General features: G+C 68.5%; 27 protein-coding genes. 16 read left to right on the top strand and 11 right to left on the bottom strand.

Annotated elements, in window-relative coordinates; all coding sequences use genetic code 11:
* Window positions 1–77 precede the first annotated feature (77 nt).
* The 6 genes from otnC to otnI all read left to right on the top strand — a co-directional run bounded on the left by otnC (window position 78) and on the right by otnI (window position 6231).
* Window positions 78–716: a 3-oxo-tetronate 4-phosphate decarboxylase gene (gene otnC / locus GRX31_RS10625; RefSeq protein ID WP_046988822.1), complete on the top strand. Its 639-nt coding sequence runs from the start codon at window positions 78–80 to the stop codon at window positions 714–716.
* Between the two features lie 126 nt (window positions 717–842).
* Window positions 843–2174 carry an MFS transporter gene (locus GRX31_RS10620; RefSeq protein ID WP_160852567.1) on the top strand — a complete coding sequence of 444 codons (1332 nt, stop codon included), beginning with the start codon at window positions 843–845 and terminating at the stop codon, window positions 2172–2174.
* 43 nt (window positions 2175–2217) lie between these two features.
* Window positions 2218–3201 carry a D-erythronate dehydrogenase gene (gene denD, locus GRX31_RS10615; RefSeq protein ID WP_160852565.1) on the top strand — a complete coding sequence of 328 codons (984 nt, stop codon included), beginning with the start codon at window positions 2218–2220 and terminating at the stop codon, window positions 3199–3201.
* Window positions 3198–4118: an L-threonate dehydrogenase gene (ltnD, locus tag GRX31_RS10610; protein ID WP_160852563.1), complete on the top strand. Its 921-nt coding sequence runs from the start codon at window positions 3198–3200 to the stop codon at window positions 4116–4118. Before denD ends, ltnD begins: the two co-directional genes overlap by 4 nt.
* Window positions 4115–5398, top strand: a complete 1284-nt coding sequence (otnK, locus tag GRX31_RS10605; protein WP_160852561.1) for a 3-oxo-tetronate kinase — start codon at window positions 4115–4117, stop codon at window positions 5396–5398. The genes ltnD and otnK overlap by 4 nt, the downstream gene beginning before the upstream one ends.
* Before the next feature lie 35 nt (window positions 5399–5433).
* The gene (gene otnI, locus GRX31_RS10600; RefSeq protein WP_160852559.1) at window positions 5434–6231 is read left to right on the top strand and encodes a 2-oxo-tetronate isomerase; all 798 of its coding nucleotides are present in this window, start codon (window positions 5434–5436) and stop codon (window positions 6229–6231) included.
* Here the strand turns inward: otnI and GRX31_RS10595 are convergent.
* Window positions 6191–7102 (bottom strand): LysR family transcriptional regulator, encoded by a 912-nt coding sequence (locus tag GRX31_RS10595; protein ID WP_047327144.1) that lies wholly within the window; start codon window positions 7100–7102, stop codon window positions 6191–6193. The two genes, otnI and GRX31_RS10595, sit on opposite strands and share 41 nt — an antisense overlap.
* Before the next feature lie 143 nt (window positions 7103–7245).
* On the opposite strand from GRX31_RS10595, the gene GRX31_RS10590 reads away from it, so the two are divergent.
* The 7 genes from GRX31_RS10590 to GRX31_RS10560 all read left to right on the top strand — a co-directional run bounded on the left by GRX31_RS10590 (window position 7246) and on the right by GRX31_RS10560 (window position 14883).
* The gene (locus GRX31_RS10590; RefSeq protein ID WP_016453055.1) at window positions 7246–7800 is read left to right on the top strand and encodes a PCC domain-containing protein; all 555 of its coding nucleotides are present in this window, start codon (window positions 7246–7248) and stop codon (window positions 7798–7800) included.
* Complete coding sequence (locus tag GRX31_RS10585) at window positions 7793–8221, top strand: PPC domain-containing DNA-binding protein (protein ID WP_017406556.1); 429 nt, start codon at window positions 7793–7795, stop codon at window positions 8219–8221. Before GRX31_RS10590 ends, GRX31_RS10585 begins: the two co-directional genes overlap by 8 nt.
* The gene (locus GRX31_RS10580) at window positions 8218–9063 is read left to right on the top strand and encodes an SDR family NAD(P)-dependent oxidoreductase (RefSeq protein WP_160852557.1); all 846 of its coding nucleotides are present in this window, start codon (window positions 8218–8220) and stop codon (window positions 9061–9063) included. Before GRX31_RS10585 ends, GRX31_RS10580 begins: the two co-directional genes overlap by 4 nt.
* Window positions 9064–9091: 28 nt before the next feature.
* Window positions 9092–10258 (top strand): acetyl-CoA acetyltransferase, encoded by a 1167-nt coding sequence (locus tag GRX31_RS10575; RefSeq protein ID WP_016453058.1) that lies wholly within the window; start codon window positions 9092–9094, stop codon window positions 10256–10258.
* Window positions 10255–11931, top strand: a complete 1677-nt coding sequence (locus GRX31_RS10570; protein ID WP_160852555.1) for an acyl-CoA synthetase — start codon at window positions 10255–10257, stop codon at window positions 11929–11931. The genes GRX31_RS10575 and GRX31_RS10570 overlap by 4 nt, the downstream gene beginning before the upstream one ends.
* Window positions 11932–11992: 61 nt before the next feature.
* A complete protein-coding gene (locus GRX31_RS10565; protein ID WP_160852553.1) occupies window positions 11993–13009 on the top strand; it encodes a TRAP transporter substrate-binding protein in 1017 nt (338 codons plus the stop codon).
* A complete protein-coding gene (locus GRX31_RS10560) occupies window positions 13006–14883 on the top strand; it encodes a TRAP transporter large permease (protein WP_160852551.1) in 1878 nt (625 codons plus the stop codon). The genes GRX31_RS10565 and GRX31_RS10560 overlap by 4 nt, the downstream gene beginning before the upstream one ends.
* An 18-nt stretch (window positions 14884–14901) precedes the next feature.
* Here GRX31_RS10560 and GRX31_RS10555 read toward each other — a convergent pair whose 3' ends face one another.
* On the bottom strand, window positions 14902–15273 hold the full coding sequence (locus GRX31_RS10555) for a hypothetical protein (RefSeq protein WP_016445227.1): 372 nt from the start codon (window positions 15271–15273) through the stop codon (window positions 14902–14904).
* Window positions 15274–15503: 230 nt separating this feature from the next.
* Between GRX31_RS10555 and GRX31_RS10550 the strand changes: the two genes are divergently transcribed.
* A complete protein-coding gene (locus GRX31_RS10550) occupies window positions 15504–15773 on the top strand; it encodes a type II toxin-antitoxin system Phd/YefM family antitoxin (protein ID WP_160852549.1) in 270 nt (89 codons plus the stop codon).
* A complete protein-coding gene (locus tag GRX31_RS10545; protein WP_017406564.1) occupies window positions 15770–16180 on the top strand; it encodes a type II toxin-antitoxin system VapC family toxin in 411 nt (136 codons plus the stop codon). Before GRX31_RS10550 ends, GRX31_RS10545 begins: the two co-directional genes overlap by 4 nt.
* Window positions 16181–16274: 94 nt before the next feature.
* Here GRX31_RS10545 and GRX31_RS10540 read toward each other — a convergent pair whose 3' ends face one another.
* From GRX31_RS10540 to GRX31_RS10500, 9 genes are all read right to left on the bottom strand, one after another.
* The gene (locus GRX31_RS10540; protein ID WP_160852547.1) at window positions 16275–16706 is read right to left on the bottom strand and encodes a hypothetical protein; all 432 of its coding nucleotides are present in this window, start codon (window positions 16704–16706) and stop codon (window positions 16275–16277) included.
* Between the two features lie 142 nt (window positions 16707–16848).
* Window positions 16849–18354, bottom strand: coding sequence for a cobyric acid synthase (locus GRX31_RS10535; protein ID WP_160852545.1), 1506 nt, complete (start codon window positions 18352–18354; stop codon window positions 16849–16851).
* A complete protein-coding gene (locus GRX31_RS10530) occupies window positions 18341–19384 on the bottom strand; it encodes an aminotransferase class I/II-fold pyridoxal phosphate-dependent enzyme (protein ID WP_160852543.1) in 1044 nt (347 codons plus the stop codon). Before GRX31_RS10530 ends, GRX31_RS10535 begins: the two co-directional genes overlap by 14 nt.
* Window positions 19381–20463, bottom strand: a complete 1083-nt coding sequence (gene cbiB / locus GRX31_RS10525; RefSeq protein WP_160852541.1) for an adenosylcobinamide-phosphate synthase CbiB — start codon at window positions 20461–20463, stop codon at window positions 19381–19383. Before cbiB ends, GRX31_RS10530 begins: the two co-directional genes overlap by 4 nt.
* Window positions 20460–21167, bottom strand: a complete 708-nt coding sequence (bluB, locus tag GRX31_RS10520) for a 5,6-dimethylbenzimidazole synthase (RefSeq protein WP_047472489.1) — start codon at window positions 21165–21167, stop codon at window positions 20460–20462. The genes cbiB and bluB overlap by 4 nt, the downstream gene beginning before the upstream one ends.
* A 39-nt stretch (window positions 21168–21206) precedes the next feature.
* Window positions 21207–21776: a cob(I)yrinic acid a,c-diamide adenosyltransferase gene (gene cobO, locus GRX31_RS10515; protein WP_013803210.1), complete on the bottom strand. Its 570-nt coding sequence runs from the start codon at window positions 21774–21776 to the stop codon at window positions 21207–21209.
* A gap of 63 nt (window positions 21777–21839) precedes the next feature.
* Window positions 21840–22496: an aspartate/glutamate racemase family protein gene (locus GRX31_RS10510; RefSeq protein ID WP_047327134.1), complete on the bottom strand. Its 657-nt coding sequence runs from the start codon at window positions 22494–22496 to the stop codon at window positions 21840–21842.
* A gap of 29 nt (window positions 22497–22525) precedes the next feature.
* Window positions 22526–22963, bottom strand: coding sequence for a TA system VapC family ribonuclease toxin (locus GRX31_RS10505; protein WP_016453067.1), 438 nt, complete (start codon window positions 22961–22963; stop codon window positions 22526–22528).
* Complete coding sequence (locus tag GRX31_RS10500; RefSeq protein WP_016453068.1) at window positions 22960–23205, bottom strand: DUF6364 family protein; 246 nt, start codon at window positions 23203–23205, stop codon at window positions 22960–22962. The genes GRX31_RS10505 and GRX31_RS10500 overlap by 4 nt, the downstream gene beginning before the upstream one ends.
* A 288-nt stretch (window positions 23206–23493) precedes the next feature.
* Between GRX31_RS10500 and GRX31_RS10495 the strand changes: the two genes are divergently transcribed.
* The coding region (locus GRX31_RS10495) for a transposase (protein ID WP_160852539.1) at window positions 23494–23720 on the top strand (227 nt) is incomplete at its 3' end.

Genomic DNA, 23720 nt, shown 5'->3' with positions numbered 1-23720 from the left:
TATGATGACCTGATGACAATATCAGTGACATCTCTTTTTGCACCAGGCACACCCGGCCTTTGCCTGGGCGTTCACCCATGAGCGACGAATCCCGCATCCGCGAGCAGATCTGCGCCACCGGCGCCAGCCTCTACCAGCGCGGCTACACCGTTGGCGCTGCCGGCAACATCAGCGCCCGCCTGCATGACGGCTGGCTGATCACCCCCACCGACGCCTGCCTGGGCCGGCTCGACCCGGCCGAGCTGTCCAAGGTCGATGCCGGCGGGCAGTGGGTCAGCGGCGCCAAGCCTTCCAAGACCCTGGTCCTGCATCGGGGCATCTACGGCAATGACGGCGAGGCGCGTGCCGTCATCCACACGCATTCCACGCATCTGGTGGCGCTGACGCTGTCCGGCGTCTGGCGCGAGGACGAGGTGCTGCCGCCCATCACCCCCTACCAGGTCATGAAGGTGGGCCGCATCCCGCTGATCCGCTACCGCCGGCCCGGCGATCCGCAGGCCGCCGCCGAGGTGGCCGCGCTGGCCGGCCAGGTGCGCGGCGCCTTGTTCGAGCGCCTGGGCCCCGTGGTCTGGGAACGCTCGGTGGAGCAGGCCAGCCATGTGCTGGAAGAGCTGGAGGAAACCGCAAGGCTCTGGCTCATGACCCATCCCCGGCCGCAGCCCCTGGACGCGGCCGCCATCGACGAGCTGCGCACCACCTTCGGGGCGCGCTACTGATTTGCACCGCGGCGCCCACGGCCGCATTCCACCACCCAGCCCATCCACAGCCGCGCAGCCGCCAGGCGGCGCACCAAGCGGCGCACCAAGCGGCGAATCAAGCGGCGAACCCAAGGGAGACTTGAAATGACGACAACGGATATCGCATCCGGCCAGGTCGGGGCCCACCCTGCCCAGGCCGACTCTCCGGAGACGGCACGCGCCTACGCCAAGGTGTTCTGGCGCCTCGTGCCGTTCCTGATGCTGTGCTATGTGATCGCCTACCTGGACCGCGTGAACGTGGGCTTTGCCAAGCTGCAGATGTCCCAGGACCTGGGCTTCAGCGAGACCGTGTTCGGCCTGGGCGCAGGCGTGTTCTTCATCGGCTACTTCCTCTTCGAGGTGCCCAGCAACCTGCTCATGCACCGCCTGGGCGCGCGCGTCTGGATCGCCCGCATCATGATCACCTGGGGCATTCTGTCGGCCATGTTCATGTATGTGGAAACGCCCACGGGCTTCTACATCCTGCGCTTTCTGCTGGGCCTGGCCGAGGCGGGCTTCTACCCCGGCGTGATCCTGTACCTGACCTACTGGTACCCGGCCCACCGGCGAGCCAAGATCGTGGCGCTGTTCATGTCGGCCATCCCCGTGGCCGGCATCTTCGGCAACCCGCTGTCGGGCTGGATCATGCAGGCCTTCCACGGCGACCATGGCCTGCACGGCTGGCAGTGGATGTTCCTGATCGAGGCGATTCCCGCCCTGGTGATCGGCGTGGTGACCATCTTCTATCTGGACAACGGCATCTCCAGCGCCAAGTGGCTGACGGCCTCCGAAAAGCAGCTGCTGGCGCGCGAGATCGAGCTGGACCAGCAGCACTCAGGTGCCCAGAAGCATTCGCTCAAGGCCGTTTTCGCCGACCGCCGCGTCTGGTGGATGTGCCTGATCTACTTCGCCTTCGTCGCCGGCCAGTACGGGCTGACCTTCTGGATGCCCACGCTGATCAAGTCCACGGGCGTCACGGGCGCGCTGAACATCGGCCTGCTCAGTGCCATCCCCTTCCTGTGCGCCATCGTGGTGATGAACCTGATGGGCCACAGCGCCGACAGGCGCCGCGAGCGCCGCTGGCACCTGATCGTGCCCGCGCTGATGGGCGCCGTGGGCTTTGCGATGACGGCCTTCTTCGCCGACAACACGGTTCTTTCCCTGATCTTCCTGTCGCTGGCCGCAGCCGGCGTGCTGACCTGCGCGCCGCTGTTCTGGTCGCTGCCCACGGCCTTCCTGTCGGGCACGGCGGCGGCGGCGGGCATTGCCATCGTCAACTCGGTCGGCAACCTCGCGGGCTTCGCCAGCCCTTACATGATCGGCTACCTCAAGGACCTGACCCAGTCCACGCAGGCTGGCATGTTCGTGCTGGCGGGGGTGCTCGTGGTGGGCGCCCTCGCGGTCTGGCTCACCCCCGCAAAGATGGTCAACCGCTGACCGGCCCTTCTTCCCATCCTTCAAGCTCCAAGCCCCAAGACACATGAAAGTACTGATCACCGGCGGCGCCGGATTCCTGGGCCAGCGCCTGGCCCGCAAACTGCTTGAACAAGGATCGCTGACGCTGGCCGGCGCCCGCAGGCCCATCCACCAGATCGACCTGCTCGACGTGGTGGCCACCCATGCCATTGACGACACGCGCGTGCGCTCCCTGGTGGGCGACATTGCCGACCCGCAGATGCTGCGCGGCGCCATAGACCAGGATACGGCCGTGATCTTCCATCTGGCCGCCGTGGTCAGCGGCCAGGCCGAGGCCGACTTCGACCTGGGCATGCGCATCAACCTCGATGCCTCGCGCGCCCTGCTGGAGACCTGCCGCGCCGTGGGCCACATGCCGCGCGTGGTCTTCACCAGCTCGGTGGCCGTCTACGGGGGCGACCTGCCCGACACCGTGCTGGACGGCACGGCCCTGAACCCGCAGTCCTCCTACGGCACGCAAAAAGCCATTGCCGAGCTGCTGCTGGCCGACTACACGCGGCGCGGCTTTGTCGACGGCCGCGTGCTGCGCCTGCCCACGATCAGCGTGCGCCCGGGCCAGCCCAATGCGGCCGCCTCCTCGTTTGCCAGCGGCATCATCCGCGAGCCCCTCAACGGCGAGGCGGCCAACTGCCCCGTGGGTGCCACCACGCGCCTGTGGCTGCTGTCGCCACGCCGCGCCGTCGAGGCCCTGGTCGCAGGCTGCGAACTCGATGCCAGCGCCGTCGCCGACCGCCGCCCCATCAACCTGCCTGGCGTGTCCGTCAGCGCAGGCGACATGGTGCGCGCGCTGCGCGAAGTGGCTGGCGACGAAGTGGCCAACCGCGTGAGCTGGCAGCCCGACGACAAGGTCGAGCGCATCGTCGGCAGCTGGCCCGGCCGCTGGGATACCACGCGCGCCAACCGGCTGGGCCTGCGCGGCGACGAGGACTTTGCGGCCATCGTGCGCGCCTACATCGCCGATGACCTGACACCCCCACGCCAGCCATGAACCACACCACCGCCACACCCCGCGCCGTCGGCGTGATCGGCCTGGGCGCCATGGGCGCCGGCATGGCGCAAAGCCTGCGCCGCGCCGGCCACCACGTGCATGTCCACGACATCCGCCCCGAGGCCGCAGCCGCCTTCGCAGCCGAAGGTGGCACGGCCTGCGCCACGCTGGCCGACATGGCCGCCGCTTGCCGCATCATCGTCAGCGTGGTCGTCAACGCCCGGCAGACCGAGGCCGTGCTGTTCGGCGAAGGCGGCATCGCCCCCGCGCTGCAGCCCGGCTCCGTCTTCATCATGTGCTCCACCGTGGACCCCAACTGGTCCGTGGCGCTGGAGGCCAGGCTGCAGGCGCAGGGCGTGCACTACATTGACGCGCCCATCTCCGGCGGCGCGGCCAAGGCCGCGTCCGGGCAGATGACCATGATGACGGCAGGCCGCCCCGAGGCCTATGCCGCCTGCGAAGGCGTGCTCGACGCCATGGCCGCCAAGGTCTACCGCCTGGGCGACAGCGCGGGCGCGGGCAGCAAGGTCAAGATCATCAACCAGCTGCTGGCCGGCGTGCACATTGCCGCAGCGGCCGAGGCCATGGCCCTGGGCCTGCGCGAAGGCGTCGATGCCGCCGCGCTCTACGAGGTCATCACCCACAGCGCCGGCAACAGCTGGATGTTCGAGAACCGCATGGCCCACGTGCTGGCCGGCGACTACACCCCGCTGTCGGCCGTGGACATCTTCGTCAAGGACCTGGGCCTGGTGCTGGACACCGCGCGCCACAGCAAATTCCCGCTGCCCCTGGCCTCCACGGCCCACCAGATGTTCATGCAGGCATCCACCGCCGGCCATGGCCGCGAGGACGACAGCGCCGTCATCAAGATCTTCCCGGGCATCACCCTGCCTCCGGCTCCATCGGAATCCCCATGACCCTTCTTCTGGGCTGCATAGCCGACGACTTCACGGGCGCCACCGACCTGGCGAACAACCTGGTGCGCGCAGGCATGCGCGTGGTGCAAAGCATTGGCGTGCCCGCCGGCCCGGTGGACGAGGGCGTGGACGCCGTCGTAGTCGCGCTCAAATCGCGCACCATCGCGCCGGCCGACGCCATTGCGCAATCGCTGCAGGCCCTCGAATGGCTGCAGGCCCAGGGCGCCAATGGCCGCGCGCCGCAGATCTACTTCAAGTACTGCTCCACCTTCGACAGCACGCCGCAGGGCAATATCGGCCCCGTGACCGATGCGCTGATGGACGCGCTGGGCTGTGGCTTCACCATCGCTACGCCGGCCTTCCCCGACAACCAGCGCACCGTCTTCAAGGGCCACCTGTTCGTGGGCGATGTGCTGCTCAGCGACAGCGGCATGCGCAACCACCCCCTCACCCCCATGACCGATGCCAACCTGGTGCGCGTGCTGCAGGCGCAGACACGGCGCAAGGTGGGGCTGATCGACCATGTGGCCGTCGCGCAGGGCGAAGCCGCCATCCGCGCGCGCATCGCCGCACTCCAGGCCGAGGGCGTGGGCATGGCCGTGGTCGATGCCGTCTCCAACGACGACCTGCTGCGCCTGGGCCCGGCGCTGGCCGGCATGCCCCTGGTCACGGCCGGCTCGGGCGTGGCCATCGGCCTGCCCGCGAACTTCGGCATACAGCCCACGGCCCAGGCCGCTGCCCTGCCAACCGCCACCGGCCTGCAGGCGGTCGTCTCGGGCAGTTGCTCGGTGGCCACCAATGCACAGGTGGCGCACTTCATCGCCTCGGGGCGCCCTGCCCTGGCGCTGGAGCCCCTGCGCATCGCCGCCGGCGAGGACGAAGCCGGCAAGGCCCTGGCCTGGGCCCGCCAGCACATCGCCAGCGGCCCGGTGCTGATCTACTCCACCGCCGAATCCGTGGCCGTCAAGGCCGTGCAGGGCCGCCTGGGCGTGGAGCAGGCCGGCGCACTGGTCGAACAGACCATCGCCGCCATCGCCCGGGGGCTGGTCGAGATGGGCGTGCGCCAGCTCGTCGTGGCCGGTGGCGAAACCTCGGGCGCCTGCGTGCAGGCGCTGGGCATCGAGCAGATGCGCATAGGGCCGCAGATCGACCCTGGCGTGCCCTGGTGCCATGCCGCCTCGCCCCTGGCGCCGCAGGGGCTGCACCTCACGCTCAAGTCCGGCAACTTCGGCACCACGGACTTCTTCACCAAGGCCTTCGGCGCGTTGCAGCGCGCCTGATGCCACACTCAGCCTCCGTTTTCAGGAAAGCCTTCATGCCCCGCTTCGCCGCCAACCTGTCCATGCTCTACAACGACCTGGATTTTCTTGACCGCTTCGAGGCCGCCGCGCGCGACGGCTTCCAGGCCGTCGAATACCTGTTCCCCTACGACTTCGCGCCCGAGCAACTGGCCCGCCGCCTGCAGGACCACGGCCTGCGGCAGGTACTGTTCAACGCCCCGCCCGGCGACTGGAACGCGGGCGAGCGCGGCCTGGCCTGCATCCCCGGGCGCGAGGCGGAATTCGCCCAGGGCATGGAACGCGCCATTGCCTATGCCCGCGCGCTGGGCTGCCCACGCATCCACGTGATGGCCGGCCTCAAGCCCGAAGGCGCCAGCGACGATGCCCTGCGCGCCACCTACATCGCCAACGTGCGCCACGCCGCACGGCTGGCCGCGCCCCACGGCATCGCCATCCTGCTGGAGCCCATCAATGGCCGCGACATGCCCGGCTTCTTCCTGAGCCGCCAGGACCAGGCCCACGCCCTGCTGACCGACATTGCCGAACCCAATGTCCAGGTCCAGATGGACCTCTACCACTGCCAGATCGTCGAGGGAGACCTCGCCATGAAGATCCGCCAGTACCTGCCCACGGGCCGCGTGGGCCACCTGCAGATCGCAGGCGTGCCCGAACGCCACGAACCCGACGTGGGCGAGGTCAACTACCCCTACCTGTTCCGCCTGCTGGACCAGCTGGGCTACGACGGCTGGATAGGCTGCGAATACCGCCCCGCGCGCGGCGCGGCCGCGCACGCTACCAGCGAGGGGCTGGGGTGGATGAAGGAGTGGCTGTAGATCCAGGCAGATACCCCCGCAGCGCACGCACCAGCGGCGAATCATCGGCACGCCGCCAGACGGCGACCGTCTCCACGGCCGTCCTTTCCCCCAGCAAGGGCCGGTAGACCACGCCTTCACGGTGCAGGGCCTGCACACAGGCGGGCACCAGCGCCACGCCCAAACCGCCAGAGACCAGGCTGACGATGGTGTGCATCTGCCGCGCCGCGAACAGCCGGGGGCTGAAGCCGTGGCGCATGCAGGTGGAGACGATGGCATCGAACATCAACGGCCCCTGGTGGCGCTCGAAGCCCAGGAAACGCTCCTGGGCCAGTTTCTCCAGCGCGATGCGCCGGTTGCGGGCCAGCGGGTGGGACTCGGGCAAGGCCACCACCAGCGGCTCGCTGCGCACCAGCACAGAGTCCAGTGACGCGGGCAGGTCCGGCGTGCGAAATACCAGGCCGATATCCAGCCGCCCGCTCTCGATGTCATGTGCAATCTGGTCGGTCGTGCCCTCCTGCAGCGATAGCCGGACCTGCGGATAGTCCTCGCCAAAGCGCCTCAGCGTTTCCGGCAGGAAGGAGTAGGCCGGCAGGCTGATGAACCCGATGGACATGGAGCCCATGAGCCCCTGCGAGGTCTCGCGTGCGCGACGCCGCATGGTGTCGGCAGCGGCCAGCACGGCACGGGCGTCGCGCAACGCATCCTCCCCGGCTTTCGTAAGCACGATGCGCCGCGACGTGCGCTCCAGCAGCGTCACGCCCAGCTCCTCCTCCAGCTCCTTGATGGCCAGGCTCACGGGGGGCTGGGTCAGGTGCAGGCGCTCGGCCGCGCGACCGAAGTGCATCTCCTCGACCACGGCCACGAAGCACCGCAGATGTCGCATGTCCATTCATAGCCTCCGCAAATCGATCCATATGAATTGCAAATTTCCTTGCATTGAACCAGATCCCTAGACTGCGCTGCAGGCCTGTACGCACCATCCCGCGCCCAGGACAACACAAGCTGAATACAAAGCAGCAGCAGGAGACAAACATGCCAGAGCGCCTCGCGGGCCTGCCCAGGCCACGCACCCTCATACATCCCGGCCCCTGCAGCGCCGTGCGACTGGATCACCGGCAAGCGCCCGCTGCGCGCCACATGCGGCTGGCCCTGGCGCCCGGGCTGACGCTGTTCGACGCCATCGTCGGCGCACTGTCATCGGCCAGCGTCGAGAGTGCCTCGCTGACCTTGCTGGAAGGCGATCTCGAAGACCTGGATTTCTGCGTGGCGCCACCCGATCGCAGCGGCCATGTCGTGGCCACCTACGGCCCGCCCGCGACACTGCAGTCCGCCAGGCTGCTGTTCGGCAACGCCACGCTCGGCTGCGCCGAAACAGGGCATCCGGCTGTGCACTGCCATGCCGTCTTCTCCAGCGCACAGGGCCACCTGCTCGGCGGCCATGTGCTCACGCAGCGCTGCCGCATCGTCAATGCGCCCGTCAGCGCCCTGGCGACCTCGCTGGACGGGTTCGGACTGCGCATCGCCTACGACCCTGAAACGCGCATGTCCCTGATGCGTCCGGCCGCCGCGCAGGTCTGCCATGGCTGAGGCCCGCATGGTCGAGTCAGGCCGCATGGGCCGCGTCGCCTACGCACGCATTGCCCCCAACGAAGATCTGGTGCTGAGCGTGGAAAAGCTCTGCGCGCTGCAGGGCTTTCGCAACGCCTTCGTGCGCGGCGCCCTGGGCAGCCTGGTCGATGCCTGCCTGGCGCGCGCCGACGGCGGTTGCCTGTTGCTGCGCGGGCCGGCCATCGAGGTGGTCAGCCTCGCCGGCGAGGTGCGCTGCCAGGACGACGGCTCGCTGCGTGCCTGCCTGAGCGGCGTGGTCGCCGACACCACCGGCCAGGTGCATGGCGGCCCCTTCGTGGCCGGAGCCAACCCCGTCTGCATCACCTTCGAGCTGACCCTCGAAGAGTGGCTTCCCCAAACCCCTTCTGCCTTGACCCCGGATCCAGGAGCCTGTCCATGAACCAACGAGATTCCCATCCATCCCCCGCACGCGTCGCCGTGGTCACTGGAGGGGCGCGCGGCATAGGCCGGTCCATCGGCGAATGGTTTCTACAGCGGGGCTGGCGCGTAGCGCTGCTGGACATCGACAGTGAAACGCTGGAGCGCACGGCGCAGGATATGGACTGCCCGGCCCGGCTGCTGTGCCAGCATTGCGACGTCTCGGACCCGCAGCGGGTGGACGAGGCCGCCACCGCCGTCATGGCGCGCTGGGGCCGCGTGGATGCGCTGGTCAACAACGCCGGCGTGGCGGTCTTCAAGCCCGTGCTGGAGACATCGTTCGAGGAATGGCGCACGGTCATGGCCACCAACCTCGACGGCGCCTTTCTCTGCACGCAAGCCTTCGGTGCCCGGATGGCTCGCAACGAAGGCCACGGCGGCAGCGGCGGAGCCATCGTCAACATCGCCTCCATCTCGGGCCTGCGGGCCAGCACGCTGCGCGTGGCCTATGGCACGAGCAAGGCCGCCCTCATCCACATGACGCGCCAGCATGCGGTGGAACTGGGCAATCTGGGCGTGCGCGTCAACGTGATCGCACCGGGGCCGGTGGAGACCGAGATGGCCAAGCTCGTGCACAGCGTCGCCATACGCTCCGACTACCACGACGCCATCCCGCTGGGCCGCTATGGCACACCACAGGAAATGGCAGAGGCCGTGGGCTTTCTGTGCAGCGATACGGCCAGCTTCATCAACGGCCAGGTGCTGGCCGTCGACGGCGGCTTCGATGCCGCAGGCGTGGGTCTGCCCACGCTGCGCCGCCGGCTGGCCAAGGCACCGGCAACCGTGCAGTCCGCGCAGTCCTGAACACCGCCCGCACCACAGGAGCCACGCCATGAACCCACCCCGCATCATCGGCTGGGGCCACACGCCCTTCGGAAAGCATGCCGCAGCCGATGCCGAGCAACTGCTGCGTGACGCCATCGACCCGGCACTGCAAACCGCCGGCCTGGAGCCCCGGGACATCGACGGCATCTTCGTCGGCCACTTCAATGGCGGCCTTCTGCCCCAGGATTTCAGCGCCAGCCTGGTGGCCCTGGCCGTGCCTGAACTGCGCCATGTGCCCGCCACGCGCAGCGAGAACGCCTGCGCCACCGGCTCGGCTGCCATCTGGGCTGCGCTCGACGCCGTGCAGTCCGGCCGCATACGTTGCGCGCTGGTGGTGGGCTTCGAGATCATGAACGCCCAGCCTGGGCAGAAAATTGCCGAGATCCTGCTGCGCTGCTCCTACGTGAAGGAGGAAGCTGCCACACCGGCGGGCTTCGCAGGCGTGTTCGGGCAGATCGCCACCCGCTATTTCGAACGCTTCGGCGACCAGAGCGATGCACTGGCAGCCATCGCGGCCAAGAACCATGCCAACGGCGTGCACAACCCCTTCGCCCACATGCGGCGTGACCTGGGCCTGGACTTCTGCCGCCACGCCTCGGACAGGAACCCCTTCGTCGCAGGCCCGCTCAAGCGCTCGGACTGCTCGCTGGTCTCCGACGGCGCGGCCGCCCTGGTCATCTCGCGCCAGGCCTGCGGCAATGCCAGCGTGGCGCCCGTGCGCTGGCGCTCGCGCACCCAGGTCAACGACCTCCTGCCCCTGTCGCGGCGGGACCCCACGCGCTTCGAAGGCGCCGCCCTGGCGTGGCAGCGCGGGCTGGCCGACGCAGGCGCCACGCTGGCCGACCTGGGCTTCGTGGAAACACATGACTGCTTCACCATGGCCGAACTGCTGGAATACGAGGCCATGGGCCTGGCGCCACATGGCCAAGGCGCGCGCGCCATCCTCGACGGCAGCACATGCCGCGACGGGTGGCTGCCGGTCAACCCGTCGGGAGGACTCAAGTCGCGCGGCCATCCCATAGGCGCGACAGGCGTTTCCCAGCATGTGATGGCGGCCATGCAGCTGTCAGGCTCGGCCGGGGCCATGCAACTGCCCGCGCCCCGGCTGGGCGCCGTCTTCAACATGGGTGGTGCGGCCGTGGCCAACTACCTGAGCGTGCTGGAGGCCGCATGAACAGGCTTGCACCTGCGGACATCGCTGCAGCCCCCGCGCCCCAGGCAGCCAACCTGTCGCTGCTGCTGTCGCAGACGGCCGCCCTGTTTCCCGACAGGCCCGGCCTGATCCAGGGCGACCGCCGCTGGACCTGGGTGCAGATCGATGCGCGCGTCAATGCGCTGGTCCAAGGCCTGCGCGCGCTGGGCATGCAGGCCGGTGACCGCCTGCTGGTGCAGTCTCGCAACGGCATTGCCCTGTTTGAAAGCTGCTGGGCCGCCTTCCGGCTCGGCGCCGTCTGGGTGCCGGTCAACTTCCGGCTTACACCATCCGAAGTGGCTTGGCTGGGCCACGCCAGCGGCGCCACCGCCATGCTGGCCGAAGAGGGCTTCGCCGGCCATGTGGACGCCGTGCGCGCCGCCTCGCCACGGCTGCGGCATGTGATCACCATCGGCCGGCCTCGCGAAAGCCAGGGCGAGCAGGACTACGAGCAATTGCTGCATGACAACGCAGGCGCTCCCGCATCTACAGCCCATGTGCATGCCGATACGCCGCTGTGGTTCTTCTACACCTCCGGCACCACAGGCCGGCCCAAGGCCGCGATGCTCACCCATGGACAGATGGCCTTCGTGGTGACCAACCACCTTGCCGACCTGATCCCGGGCACGGACGAGCGCGACTGCTCCATTGCCGTGGCACCCCTGTCGCACGGCGCAGGCATACATGCCCTGCTCAACGTGGCGCGCGGTGCGGCCACAGTGCTGCCCACCGCCGACCGGCTGGACCCTGCCGAGGTCTGGGAGCTGGTGCAGCGGCACCGGGTCACCAATCTCTTCACCGTGCCCACCATCGTCAAGCTGCTGGTGGAAGACCCCGCGGTGGACCGCTTCGACCACGGATCGCTGCGCTACGTGGTCTATGCGGGCGCGCCCATGTACCACGCCGACCAGCAGCGCGCATTGCACAAGCTGGGCCCGGTGCTGGTGCAGTACTTCGGCCTGGGCGAGGTGACGGGCTGCATCACCGTGCTGACGCCCTCCATGCACGCACTGGACGACGGGCACAGCGACGGCAGCACCGGCACCGCCGACACATTGATCGGAACCTGCGGGCGCCCGCGCACGGGCATGGAGGTCGCCATCCTCGACCACCGGTTGCAGCCCGTTCCAACGGGCGCCATCGGCGAGATCTGCTGCCGCGGCCCCGCCGTCTTTGCGTGCTACCACGACAACCCCGAGGCCACGGCCCAGGCCTTTCGGGGCGGCTGGTTCCACACGGGCGATCTCGGGCGGCTGGACGAGCGGGGCCTGCTCTACATCACGGGGCGGGAATCGGACATGTACATCTCGGGCGGCTCCAACGTCTATCCGCGCGAAATCGAGGAGGCGCTGCTGACCCATCCCGCCGTGGCCGAGGTCGCCGTGCTCGGCATGCCCGACGCCACCTGGGGCGAGATCGGCGTGGCCGTGGTGGTCGCGCGGGAGGGTGCCGATGCCACCGCTGGAGACCTCACGGCCGAGGCGCTGCTGGCGCACCTGGAGGGCCGCTGCGCGCGCTACCGCTGGCCGCGCCAGTTCCACTTCTGGGACGCCCTGCCCCGCTCGGGCTACGGCAAGGTGGTCAAGAAGGACATACGCGAACGCCTGCTGCAGAACATGACGCAGGGAAAGGAGCAGGCCGCCCCGACCCCGTGATGCGCCCCCCGCGCGCAGCTTGCGCCCGAACGACACAAAGACAACACTCAGGAGACAAGCCATGACCCTTTCCCGACGCCACGTGCTGCACGGTGCCGCAGCCTGCGCCCTTCCACTGGCCCTTTCACAGCGCAACGCCTTCGCCAGCAAGGCCGAATTCCGCTACAAGTACGCCAACAACCTGCCCGCCACGCACCCCATGAACATCCGGGCCCTGCAGATGTCGCAGGCCATCCTGGCCGAGACCGGTGGACGGGTGGACATCCAGGTCTTCTCCAATGGGCAGCTCGGCTCGGACACCGATGTGCTGGGCCAGTTGCGCTCGGGCGGCGTGGAGTTCTTCACGCTGTCGGGCCTGATCCTGTCCACCCTGGTGCCGGCAGCCTCCATCAGCGGCGTGGGCTTTGCATTCGACGGCTATGACAGTGTCTGGAAGGCCATGGACGGCGAGCTGGGCGCCCATATCCGCGCACGCATCGCCCAGGCCAACCTGGTGGCCATGGAGCGCATCTGGGACAACGGTTTCCGGCAGATCACCTCCTCCACGCGCCCCATCGCGGGTCCCGCCGACCTGCAGGGCTTCAAGATCCGCGTGCCCGTCTCTCCGCTGTGGACCTCGATGTTCAAGGCGCTGGACAGCGCGCCCGCGTCCATCAACTTTGCCGAGGTCTATTCCTCGCTGCAGACGAAGATCGTGGACGGGCAGGAGAACCCGCTGGCCATCATCTCCACGGCCAAGCTCTACGAGGTGCAGAAGTACTGCTCGCTCACCAACCACATGTGGGACGGTTTCTGGTTCCTGGCCAACCGCCGCGCCTGGGAAAGACTGCCCCCAGACCTGCGCGACATCGTGGCGCGACACATCAATGCCGCAGGCCTGCGCGAACGCGACGATGTCGCCGAGCTCAACGCCGGCCTGCAAAAGGAGCTGGCCGCCAAGGGCCTGGCCTTCAACACTGCCGACACCGCCGCCTTCCGTGAGCGGTTGCGCAAGGCCGGCTTCTACGCCGAATGGAAGCGCAAGCACGGTGACCAGGCCTGGGCCATCCTCGAGCGCAGCGTCGGGGCGCTGGCATGACTGCGCCCCAGGACAAGCCCGCCCATACCCCGCACGATGCCTGGACCGCGTGGGACCGCATCGACCGCTGGATGGGCGCGGCCGTGGCTTGCGCGGCGGGCCTGCTGGTGCTGGCCGATATCGGCGTGCTGTTTGCGGGAGTGGTGGCACGCTTTGTCTTCCACCAGCCACTGGTCTGGGCGGATGAACTGACCTCCATGCTCTTCATCTGGCTGGCCATGCTGGGTGCCGTGATCGCACTGCGGCGCGCCGAGCACATGCGCATGACGGCCCTGCTCTCGCGCCTGTCGCCTGCGCGCCGAGCCCTGTTCGATGCCATCGGCACCTGTGCCACGCTGGCCTTTCTCGCCCTGGTGGCCTGGCCCGCCTGGGAATGGGCAGCGGACGAGCGCTTCATCACCACGCCCGCGCTGGAAATCTCCAACATCTGGCGCGCTGCGGCACTGCCCGCCGGCATCGTGCTGATGGCTGTTTTCTCGGTGCTGCGCTTGGTGCGCAGCGGCGAAAAGGCGGCGGCCTGGAAGGCACTGGCCGTGGTGGCCGCCGTCATGGCGGCGTTCGTGCTGGCAAACGGCATCTTCGGCCTCTTCGAGGACCTGGGGCGCCTGAACCTGCTGGTCTTCTTCGTCGGCGTGGTCGCGGCCTGCGTGTTCGGCGGCGTGCCCATTGCCTTTGCCTTCGGCCTGGGCACGCTCGGCTATCTGGCCCTGGCCACGGACACCGCCCTGCCCGTGATCGTCGGGCGCATGGACGAAGGCATGTCCCACCTCATCCTGCTGGCCGTTCCGCTGTTCGTCTTCCTGGGGCTGCTGATCGAGATGACGGGCATGGCGCGCGCCATGGTGGCTTTTCTCGCGGGCCTGCTCGGCCATGTGCGCGGCGGCCTGTCCTATGTGCTTGTGGGGGCCATGTACCTGGTCTCGGGCATCTCGGGCTCCAAGGCGGCCGACATGGCGGCCGTGGCTCCGGCCCTGTTCCCCGAAATGCGCAAGCGCGGCGCGGACGAAGGCGATCTGGTGGCCCTGCTGTCAGCCACGGGCGCGCAGACGGAAACCGTGCCGCCCAGCCTGGTGCTGATCACCATCGGCTCGGTCACGGGCGTGTCCATTGCAGCGCTGTTCACGGGCGGACTGCTGCCGGCGCTGGCCCTGGGCCTGTCGCTGTGTGTGGTCGTCTGGTGGCGCTCGCGCCATGACCAGCCGCCGCAGACACAGCGCCAGCCCTGGTCGCAGATCGCGCGGCTAGGCTTCATCGCCCTGCCGGCACTGGCGCTGCCCTTCGTGATCCGCGCGGCCGTGGTCGAGGGCGTGGCCACGGCCACCGAAGTCTCGACCCTGGGCATTGCCTACGCGGCCATTGCGGGTCTGCTGATCTACCGCCAGTTCGACTGGCGCCGCCTGGGGCCCATGCTCGTGGCCACGGCATCGCTGTCGGGCGCCATCCTGCTCATCATCGGCACTGCCACGGCCATGGCCTGGGGCCTGACCCAATCGGGCTTCTCGCGCTCGCTGGCGGAGGCGATGGCCGCCCTGCCCGGCGGGGCACCCGCGTTTCTCGCGGTCTCGCTACTGATCTTCGTCATCCTCGGATCGGTGTTGGAAGGCATACCCGCCATCGTGCTGTTCGGCCCGCTGCTGTTTCCCATCGCACGCGACCTGGGCATCCATGAAGTGCACTACGCCATCGTCGTCGTGCTCGCCATGGGCCTGGGCCTGTTCGCCCCGCCACTGGGCGTGGGCTACTACGCAGCCTGCGCCATAGGCCAGATCCACCCGGACAAGGGCTTGCGGCCCATCGTGGGCTACCTGCTGGCGCTGTTGCTGGGTACGGTGGCGGTGGCGGCCGTGCCCTGGCTGTCGATCGGATTTCTGTAGAGGCGCGGCCGCCTGCGTTCAGGAATACTCCAGATCGCTGTGCTTGCTGGTCACCAGCCGGCCGGCCGACAGCGACATCATCAGCAGCGCAATCGCCTCATGCATGATCAGCGTGTGCGTGTTGCCGGTCTCCACCATCTTGCTGCGCAACGACTCGCGCACCTGGGGGGAGCCGGTCACGTCGATGATGATGTCGACCGCTGCATCCACCAGATCCATGAACCGTGTGGTAACCGGCACGCCACGCGCGCGCGCCAGTGCGATGCCGGGCTGGTCCAGGTCCAGGTCGGCCACCCCAAGCAACTGCACGAAGGGCGCGTCCAGCAATTGCTGCAGCAAGGGAGTGCCGGTCTGCCCCGCACCAATGACCACGATCCGGAAGGCTTGCATGGGATGAATCCTTTTTCCATATGGGAAGTACGGCGCCATCATAGAAATGCCTTGCCGGTGCGCGCCGGTCCGGGGCGGGTGGAATGGGTTTGTATGACCCAGGTCAAATCCGGTGGACAGGGGCGTGGTGGCGGACTCTCCATGCCCCTCGCACATCACCGGTATCCGCGTTTGAGATTCGATACCGAATTCAGTACCATTCAACACATCGATGCCGATAAGGAGCCAGCGTGCACAACACCTTGACTGCCGCAGAACTCAAGCGCCGCGGCATGGCTGCCATTGAGGATGGACTTCGGCATGGCCCTGTCCACCTGATCAAGCGCAACCAGGCAACCGCGGTGGTGCTGTCCGAGCAGGAGTACCGGAAACTGCTGGAGCAGGCTCCGCAGCCGCACCAAGGCATGACAGCGGTGCAATGGCTGCTGTCGCAACCCACCACAGGCGCCCGCGAGAAGGCGGAGATCGATGCATTCCTGTCAGGGGAGCGCGACTGGTGATCGCCTTTTTTGATGCCAGCGCACTGATCTACCTGCTGCAGGCCCGAGAGCCTTTTGCCAGCCGTGCCCGGGCCGGGCTCCAGGCGCTGCATACGGCCTATCCGGGCATGGCATCCGCTGTGAGCCGGCTGTCCTGGCTGGAATGCCGCACCGGCCCCTTGAAGTCGAATGACTCGGCCGCGTTGGCGGTCTTCGACACCTTCTTTGCCCGGGCGGACCTGATCTGGGTGGAACTGAGCCGCGAGGTGGTGGAGTTGGCCACCGCGATCCGGGCGCGGCATGGGCTGCGGACCCCCGATGCCCTGCACGCCGCCAGTTGCCTGCAACTGGGACCACACCACAGGCTCTTGACGGGGGACGCTGCCTTCCAGAGGGTTCATGGCCTGAATGTGGTGCTTCTGGCCTGAATGCAGCCGCCGCTGCCGCCTGCATTCGCCCGCAAAAAAACCCGCCGGCTTCGTGGCCCGGCGGGTTTTCTCAGGTGAACAACAGCCAGCGCTGTTATTGCCTTACAGGAACCTGCTCCGTGTACTCGCGCAGCACGCCGCCGCCTTCGACGGAGCCGCTGACCTGGCCGTCCTTGATGCGCTCCACGCAGGAGCGGCGGTCGCCTTCGTTCTTGAAGACATCGCAGCGGGCCACGGCATTGCGCTGGAAGTTGTCGCCCGACTGGACGCCGCCTCGGCGCGATTGCTCCTGGACGGCGGCGGCCTCGTGCTGGGCAGGGTCGCGGCGGTCATAGCCGCGCTTGGCGGGCCCCTTGTGCTCGGCGTGCTTCTTGTGGTGGTGATGGGGCTTGGCCTTTTCCGCGGCGGGGGGCGGTGGCGGCGTGCCATCAGGCCCGGGGCCGGGCTGGGCGGTGGCCAGGCCGGCCATGCCCAGGACGGCAGCGCCAATACACAGCTGCAGGGGACGGATCCATGGATTCTTCATAGCTTCACTCCATTCCTCGTGAAAAAGTCAAGGCCCAAGCATGCGTGTTTTCCAGCTCCCCATTTATCGGTACAGCACGGCTGCGCATGCAGTCCATGGCCTACATGTTGCCGCGCAACGCGCAAGCGGTGGCCGACCTGGGTCAAGCCTGGGTGGCAAACCAGCGCTGAACGCCGTCGGCCATGCGCGCGAAGACGCTGTCCAGCGTGGGAACCTCGGCACCCCACAGGGCGCGCAGCACGTCCGCGTTCTCGAACAGGCCGTGCCAATAGCAGCCGGCGATGCGGCCGTCAGGGCTGTGCCACAGCAGGCCCGGCACGGGCTCGGCCCCGGCACTGCCAGCGGCCACCATGTCGGGGCGCACGCTGGTCTGGCCATGGTGGATTTCATAGACCCGGGCCTGCACGCCGGACAGCGCCGCCAAAGCCCCTGGCAGCGGCGGCAGCTGCACGCTGGCGGGCAGCACGGTCTTGTCGGGCGCGAACAGGGTCGTCAGCGGCAGCAGGCCCAGGCCGGCTGCGTTGCCGTCCACGCCGTGCAGGTCGATCAGCGCCTCGCCCAGCATTTGCAGGCCGCCGCAGATGCCCAGCACCTGCCGGCCTGCCGCCGCATGGGCGGCGACGGCAGCATCCAGGCCCTGGGTTCTCATCCAGGCCAGATCGGCAGCCGTGGCCTTGGAGCCCGGCAGGATGATCCAGTCGGCGCCTGCCAGCTGGGCCGGCGTGCGCGCCCAGACCACGCGCAGGCCCGACACCTGCAGCAGGGGCTGGAATTCGTCGAGGTTGCTGATGCGCGGGTAGGCGACGATGGCGATGGTGGTGTGCACGGCGCGCCCCACGCCTCCTCCAGAGCCACGGTCGTCAAAGACGCCATCCTCCTCCGGCAGGCCATGCTGGAACTGCATGGGGATGGTGGCCACGGTGGGCACGCCGGTGCGCTCCTGCAGCATCTGCGGGGCGGGCGCCAGCAGGCTGGCGTCGCCCCGGAATTTGTTGAGCACGAAGCCGCGGATCAGCGCCTGTTCGTCAGGCGGCAGCAGCGCCCAGGTGCCGTAGAGGTGGGCGAAGGCGCCGCCGCGGTCGATGTCGGATACCAGCAGGCAATGCGCGCCGCAGTGGCGCGCCACGCGCATGTTGACGACGTCGCTGGCATGCAGGTTGATCTCGGCCGGCGAGCCTGCGCCCTCGATGACGACCACGTCGTTGTCGGCACGCAGGCTGTCCAGCGCCTCGGCGATCTGCGGCCACACGCGGGCGCTGCGGCCGCGCCAGGGCAAGGCCGAGAGTTCCTCGCTGACCCGGCCCAGCAGCACGACCTGGCTGCGCATGTCGGCCTCGGGCTTGAGCAGCAGCGGGTTCATGCGCACATCGGGCGCGCAGCCTGCGGCCAGGGCCTGCAGGTACTGTGCCGTGCCGATCTCGCCCCAGGCACCGCCCGGCGCGCAGACCACGCGCGCGTTGTTGCTCATGTTCTGCGCCTTGAAGGGCGCCACCTTGTAGCCCTGGGCGCGGTACCAGGCGCACAGCGCGGTGGCCACCCAGCTCTTGCCGGCACCGCTGCTGGTGCCCAGCACCATCACGCACAGCGCGGGGCGCTGGCCGGGCTCGGGCAAGGGCAGGTTCACGGCGGCGGGTTCACTCGATTGCATGGTGTTTCTCCATTGGCTGCCAGGCAGCCAGCAAGGCGTTCTGGGATGCAGGCGCCAGCACGCCCATGCGCACGCAGCCGGGCAAGCCGAAGCTGTCGCAGTCGCGCAGCTTGATGCCCTGCACGCGCAGTTGGGCCAGACGCGTCTGCATGGCGTCGCCCTGCCGTGCCTGCGGCCAGCGCGCCACAAAGTAATTGGCCTGCGAGCCGGGCAGCACCTGCCAGCCCAGGCGCTGCACCAGATCGATCTGTTGCGCCTTCCAATCGCGCAGCCGTTGCAGGCTTTGCGCCAGCCATTGCCGGGTGGCCGGTGCGGTCCAGGCCGTGAGCATGGCCTCGCCATGGGCGCCCACGGGCCAGGAGGGTGACAGGGCACGCAAGGCATCAATCTCGTCGTGCGGCACGGCTTCGGGCGCAATGGCGTAGGCCGCGCGCACGCCGGTCATGCCAAGGGCCTTGTTGGGAGTCCACATCTGCCAGGCATCGCGCACCTGGGAGGGCACGGCGGGTTCCATGCCCGGCTCCAGTCTGAGGGGTGCATAGGCGCAGTCGATCACGCGCCAGGTGCCGGGCGGTGCGGGCTCGCTCCACAGGGGCCAGACATCCTCGGGCTGACCCAGCGGGCTCGATGGCGCGCAGGCCCAGTGCAGGCCTGGGCCAGCTTCGGTGATGCCGTCGCGCGCGGCCAGGGGCAGGCGCCAGACCTGCGCCGCGTGGGCGTAGTCGCCGTAATGGTGGGCCGGCAGGCTGGCGACGGCCACGCCCTCGCGCACCGCATGCATGGTGATGCGGTGGATGAAGTCGCTGGCGCTGGCCGCGATGACGATGCGCCCGGCCGTAACGCCATGAAAGTCCGCCAGGCGCGCACGCAGCGCCGTGTACTGCGGGTCGGGGTACTGGGCCGCATGTGCCTGGGACAGCGCATCCAGCGCCTGCGGGCAAGGTCCGCAGGCATTGCGGTTGGTGGAGAAATCGTGCGCGGGCACGCCCAGCGCATCCGTGCCGCCGTGGGTGACTGGGATCGGTTTCATGGTGTCTTTCCTGCCATCGCCCATGCAATGACCAGGGCGGCGGCCAGCCCTGCAGCCACCAGCATGGCGACCACGCGGCCCGCATGCGCCACGGCCTGCTGCAGCTCGGCCGCCTGCGGCACGCAGCCTGCGGGGTTGAGCACGTAGACGCCGGGCTTGCCCAGGCGCACACCCAGCAGCCTTGCCATGGCGCCCATGGGCCAGCCGCCGTTGGGCGACGGGGTGATGCGCGCGTCCTGGCGCAGCGCACCCCAGCCCGGACGTCGGCCAGCGGCCAGGCCGGACAAGGCCAGCAGCAAGGCGGTCAGGCGCGCCGGTATCCAGTTGAGCAGGTCATCGGCACGCGCCGTCCATTTGCCGGCCCATTGCCAGTGGCGCCGGTCATCGCCCTGCCCGCGCCAGCCCGGATAGCCCCACATGGCATCGGCCGTGTTGGCAAAACGGTAGAGGGCCGCGCCCGGCAGGCCGGCCACGGCAAACCAGAACAGCGGCGCCAGCACGGAGTCGCTGAGGTTCTCGGCCAGGGTTTCGATAGCGCTTTCGCGCACCTGGCCTGCGTCCAGCTGCGCCGTGTCCCGGCTGACCAGCCAGGTCAGGCGCTCGCGGCCTGCAGGCAGGGATTGCTGCAGTGCGGCTTCCACGGCCAGCACCTCGTCGCGCAGCATGCGCCAGGACAAAAGCGGCTTGAGCAGCACGCCCAGCACCAAGGCGCCCAGCCACCATGGCATGGGCGGCAGCAGCCACTGGATGAACGCGTAGATGGCGAAGAACAGCAGCGCCAGCAGGCACCAGGCGACGGCGCCCAGCGCAAAGCGTGGCCAGTCGCGCACATGTTCTTCGCGTGGGGCAATTCTTCGCCCAACCGCACCCAGCAGCCGGCCCATGGCGACCACGGGGTGCATCCACACGGGCGGCTCGCCCCAGAGCCGGTCGATCAGCAGGGCCACGGGCACGGCCAGCGCGGCGGCCAGGGCGTGGCGGGCCCAGGGGTCGGACACAGGCTGCGACAGCGCCTGCCAGCTCCACCACAGCGGACTGAACGCGGCGCCCGACAGCTGCCAGAAATGGCTGTCGTTCATGCCTGCGGCGGCGCCCCGGCGGCGCGCTGGCCCCACAGGTCGTCGTAGAGCATGTCCTGCAGCGGCGCACGGCTGGCCCATTTCTGCTGCTGCAGCATGGGCTCTGCGTAATAGGCGGACACGGGGCCCAGGCACAGCACGGCCAGCGGCCGGCTGCCCACGGGCATTTGCAGCAGCGCGGCCAGCACCTCGGGATCGAACAGCGAGACCCAGCCCAGCCCCAGCCCCTCGGCACGCGCGGCCAGCCACAGGTTCTGGATGGCACAGGCGGCCGAGGCCACATCCATCTCGGGCAAGGTGCGGCGACCGAAGACATGGGCATCGCGCCCGGGCGGCATGGCCACGACCAGCACCTCGGCCGCATCCAGCACACCCTGGACCTTGAGCTGCATGAAGTCTTCCTCGCGCTCGCCCAGGGCGCGGGCGGTCTGCAGGCGCTCCTGCTCGACCACGGCGTGTATGCCCTGGCGCAACTGCGCATCGCGCACGCGGATGAAGCGCCAGGGCTGCATGAAGCCGACGCTGGGCGCATGGTGGGCGGCGCGCAGCAGGCGCAGCAGCACCTCGGGCGCGACTTCGCCGCCGCAGAAATGGCGCATGTCGCGCCGCTCATGGATCGCGCGGTAGACGGCTGCCCGCTCGGCCTCGGCAAAGGGTTGGGCGGGAATGGTCTCTGGCGCCCGGGAATGCGTTTCGCTGCTCATGCCGCCATTGTCCGCCGCAGGCCGGGCCTGCAGGCGGCATCAGTCCTCAATACCACGCTGGGCGGGAATGCCGGCCTGGAAGGCGTGCTTGACCAGTTCCATGCGCGTGACCGTATCGGCCACGGCAATGATTTCCTCGGGGCAGCGGCGGCCCGTGAGCATGACGTGCACATGGCGCGGGCGGTCGGCCAGGGCCTGCAGCACGGGCTCCAGCGGCAGCCAGCCGTAGATCAGCGGATAGGTGATTTCGTCGAGCACGACCAGGAAGTGATCGCCCGAGAGAATGGCGGTGCGCGCACGCTCCCAGCCCTCGCGCGCGATCTGGGCCGACCGCTCATGGTCCTGGCTCTTCCAGCTGAAGCCGTCGCCCAGTCCCTCGATGGGCATGCCCAGCTGCTCGAACATGCGGTGCTCGCCAAAGCGCGCCGTGGGCACCTTCATGAACTGGAAGATCTTGACGGACTTGCCCCGGCCATGCGCGCGCAGGGCCAGGCCGAAGGCCGCCGTGCTCTTGCCCTTGCCGTCGCCGGTGTTCACCAGCACCAGGCCACGGCGTTCGCCTTCGGGCTTTTCATAGGGCTTTTCCGTCGGGGCCTGTTCGATCTGCATGGGTCTGTCGTCCTCAAAAGTTGCACACGCTGCGGCGGGCATGCGCCGCAGCGGAGCGCCACTTTAACCGAGGCGCACGCCCAGCCGGCGCTGCAGGGCACGCACGGCGCTGTCCACCGTGGTGAGCACGGGCAGGCCCGTGGCGGCCTCGCAGGCCGCGCGGGCACGCGCCATGCTGAACTGGGCCAGCGCAATGCGCGTGCAGCCGCGTGCGGCCAGGGCCCTGGCCTGCTCGACCACCAGGCGGTCATGCGTGGCGGTGTCGCCGCGGTTGAGCGCGTCCATGGCGCCATCGGCCAGGGCAGGCACCAATTCGATGCTGGCCGGGAACTCCGGCGGCATGGACTGCAGCGTGGGCGCGAAGCTGGAGATCAAACCCAAGGCCCCCTGCTGGCCCTGCACGGCCTCCTCGATCATGGCCTCGTTGGGCTTGAGCACGGGCAGCGGCGCGTGGCGCGCGGCCACGGCCTCGATGCAGGGGCCAAAGGCCGAGCAGGTGAACAAGATCCCCTGCGCGCCCGTGTCCACGGCGTACTGCGCCAGGCGCTGGAAACGCTCGTGCATGGCGGCGTCCAGCCCGCGCCCGTTGCGCGCCAGGTCGGCCGAGAGGCTGTCGTCCAGCAGGTTCATGCGTACCGCCTCGGGCCAGTCGCGCGCAAAGGCTTCGTTGATGGGAGCGACGGAATGGCTGAGGGCGTGGATGAGGGCGATGCGGGTCATGGATTGGGGGAATCTGAAAAGGAAAGGAATTATTGGGGCGCCAGCCGGGTGAACTGGGAGCGCGGCAGCAGGCGCTTGAAATCGGCATCGAAGCTGACCACATGCTCGCCCTGGTGGATGGCGGCAGCGGCCAGCCAAGCGTCCGGTACGTCATTGGCGGAAAGCGCCTTGTCGGCGCACAGTTGCCTTAACGCCGGCCATTCGGCACCCAGCACGGCCTGCTCGACGCCGGGCGATGCCAGCAATGCGTCAACGAAGCGCAAAGCCTCGACCATAGGAGTCGGGTTGACGAAGATCTTCGGATGCGTGACCAGGCGCAGAAAGTTCGCCACCACCATGGGCTGCAATTTCAGCAGCACGCCCTGGCTGGCATCGGCCATGGCCTGCTCCAGCCAGTCGCGGGCCACCGAATGATGGGGGTGGTCGCTGCGCGATGCCGCAACCAGCAGGTTGACATCGGGCGTCATGGTTGATCCTGCTGACCGGCGGCATCCAGCAGCGCGCGGTTGCTCAGTGCGTCCAGCCCCGGTGCCAGTCCGCCCTTGCCGTGGTAGACGGGAAGGCGCACGCGCCGGGCAGGCGCCTGGGCCTTGCGCAAGCGCAATTGCAGGCCCTCCTCGATCAGGCGCGTCAGGCTGGTGTGCTGCTGTGCCGCATAGGTCTTTGCTTCGGTCAGCAATGCATCGTTGAGGTCAAGCGTGGTCTTCATGACGGCCCCCAGAGCAGGAATTTCGTACAGATTTCTCGCACAGATCCTTTGCAAAGATCTTTCGTACAGATTTCTGTATGTTAGAAAAATTCCGCTGGCAGGACAACCAGGCCGGCCTGCGCCCTTCAGATGCCCTTGGACGAGGGATGAGCGAAGGATGGGCGAAGGCATCATGCCCCTCACCACGCGGTCCACGATGGCCTTGGCCTCGTCCCCGATGAAATAGCCCCCTGATTCCCCGGCCCCGTCCTATCGCTTATCTTTGAAGATAGGAACAGGACTGTGCATATGACTAGGCATACGGAGTCAATCGAGGTAGTCGTGAAGGACCAGCGCCGCAGGCGCTGGTCTCTCGCAGAGAAGGCGGCGCTGGTGCGCCGAACCTACGAACCAGGCATGAGCGTGTCATTGGTCGCTCGGCAGGAAGGCGTTTCGGCTGGACTGCTGTTCCAGTGGCGCAAGCTCGAACGGCAAGGTGCTTTGACCGCCGTCTCCGCTGGCGAGGCAGTCGTGCC

This window comes from Delftia sp. CH05 (assembly GCF_009827015.1).
In the GTDB taxonomy this organism is placed as follows: Bacteria; Pseudomonadota; Gammaproteobacteria; order Burkholderiales; family Burkholderiaceae_C; genus Comamonas; species Comamonas tsuruhatensis.
Note: the sequence above shows the minus strand (reverse complement) of the source record. Positions and strands in the feature narration are given on the sequence as shown.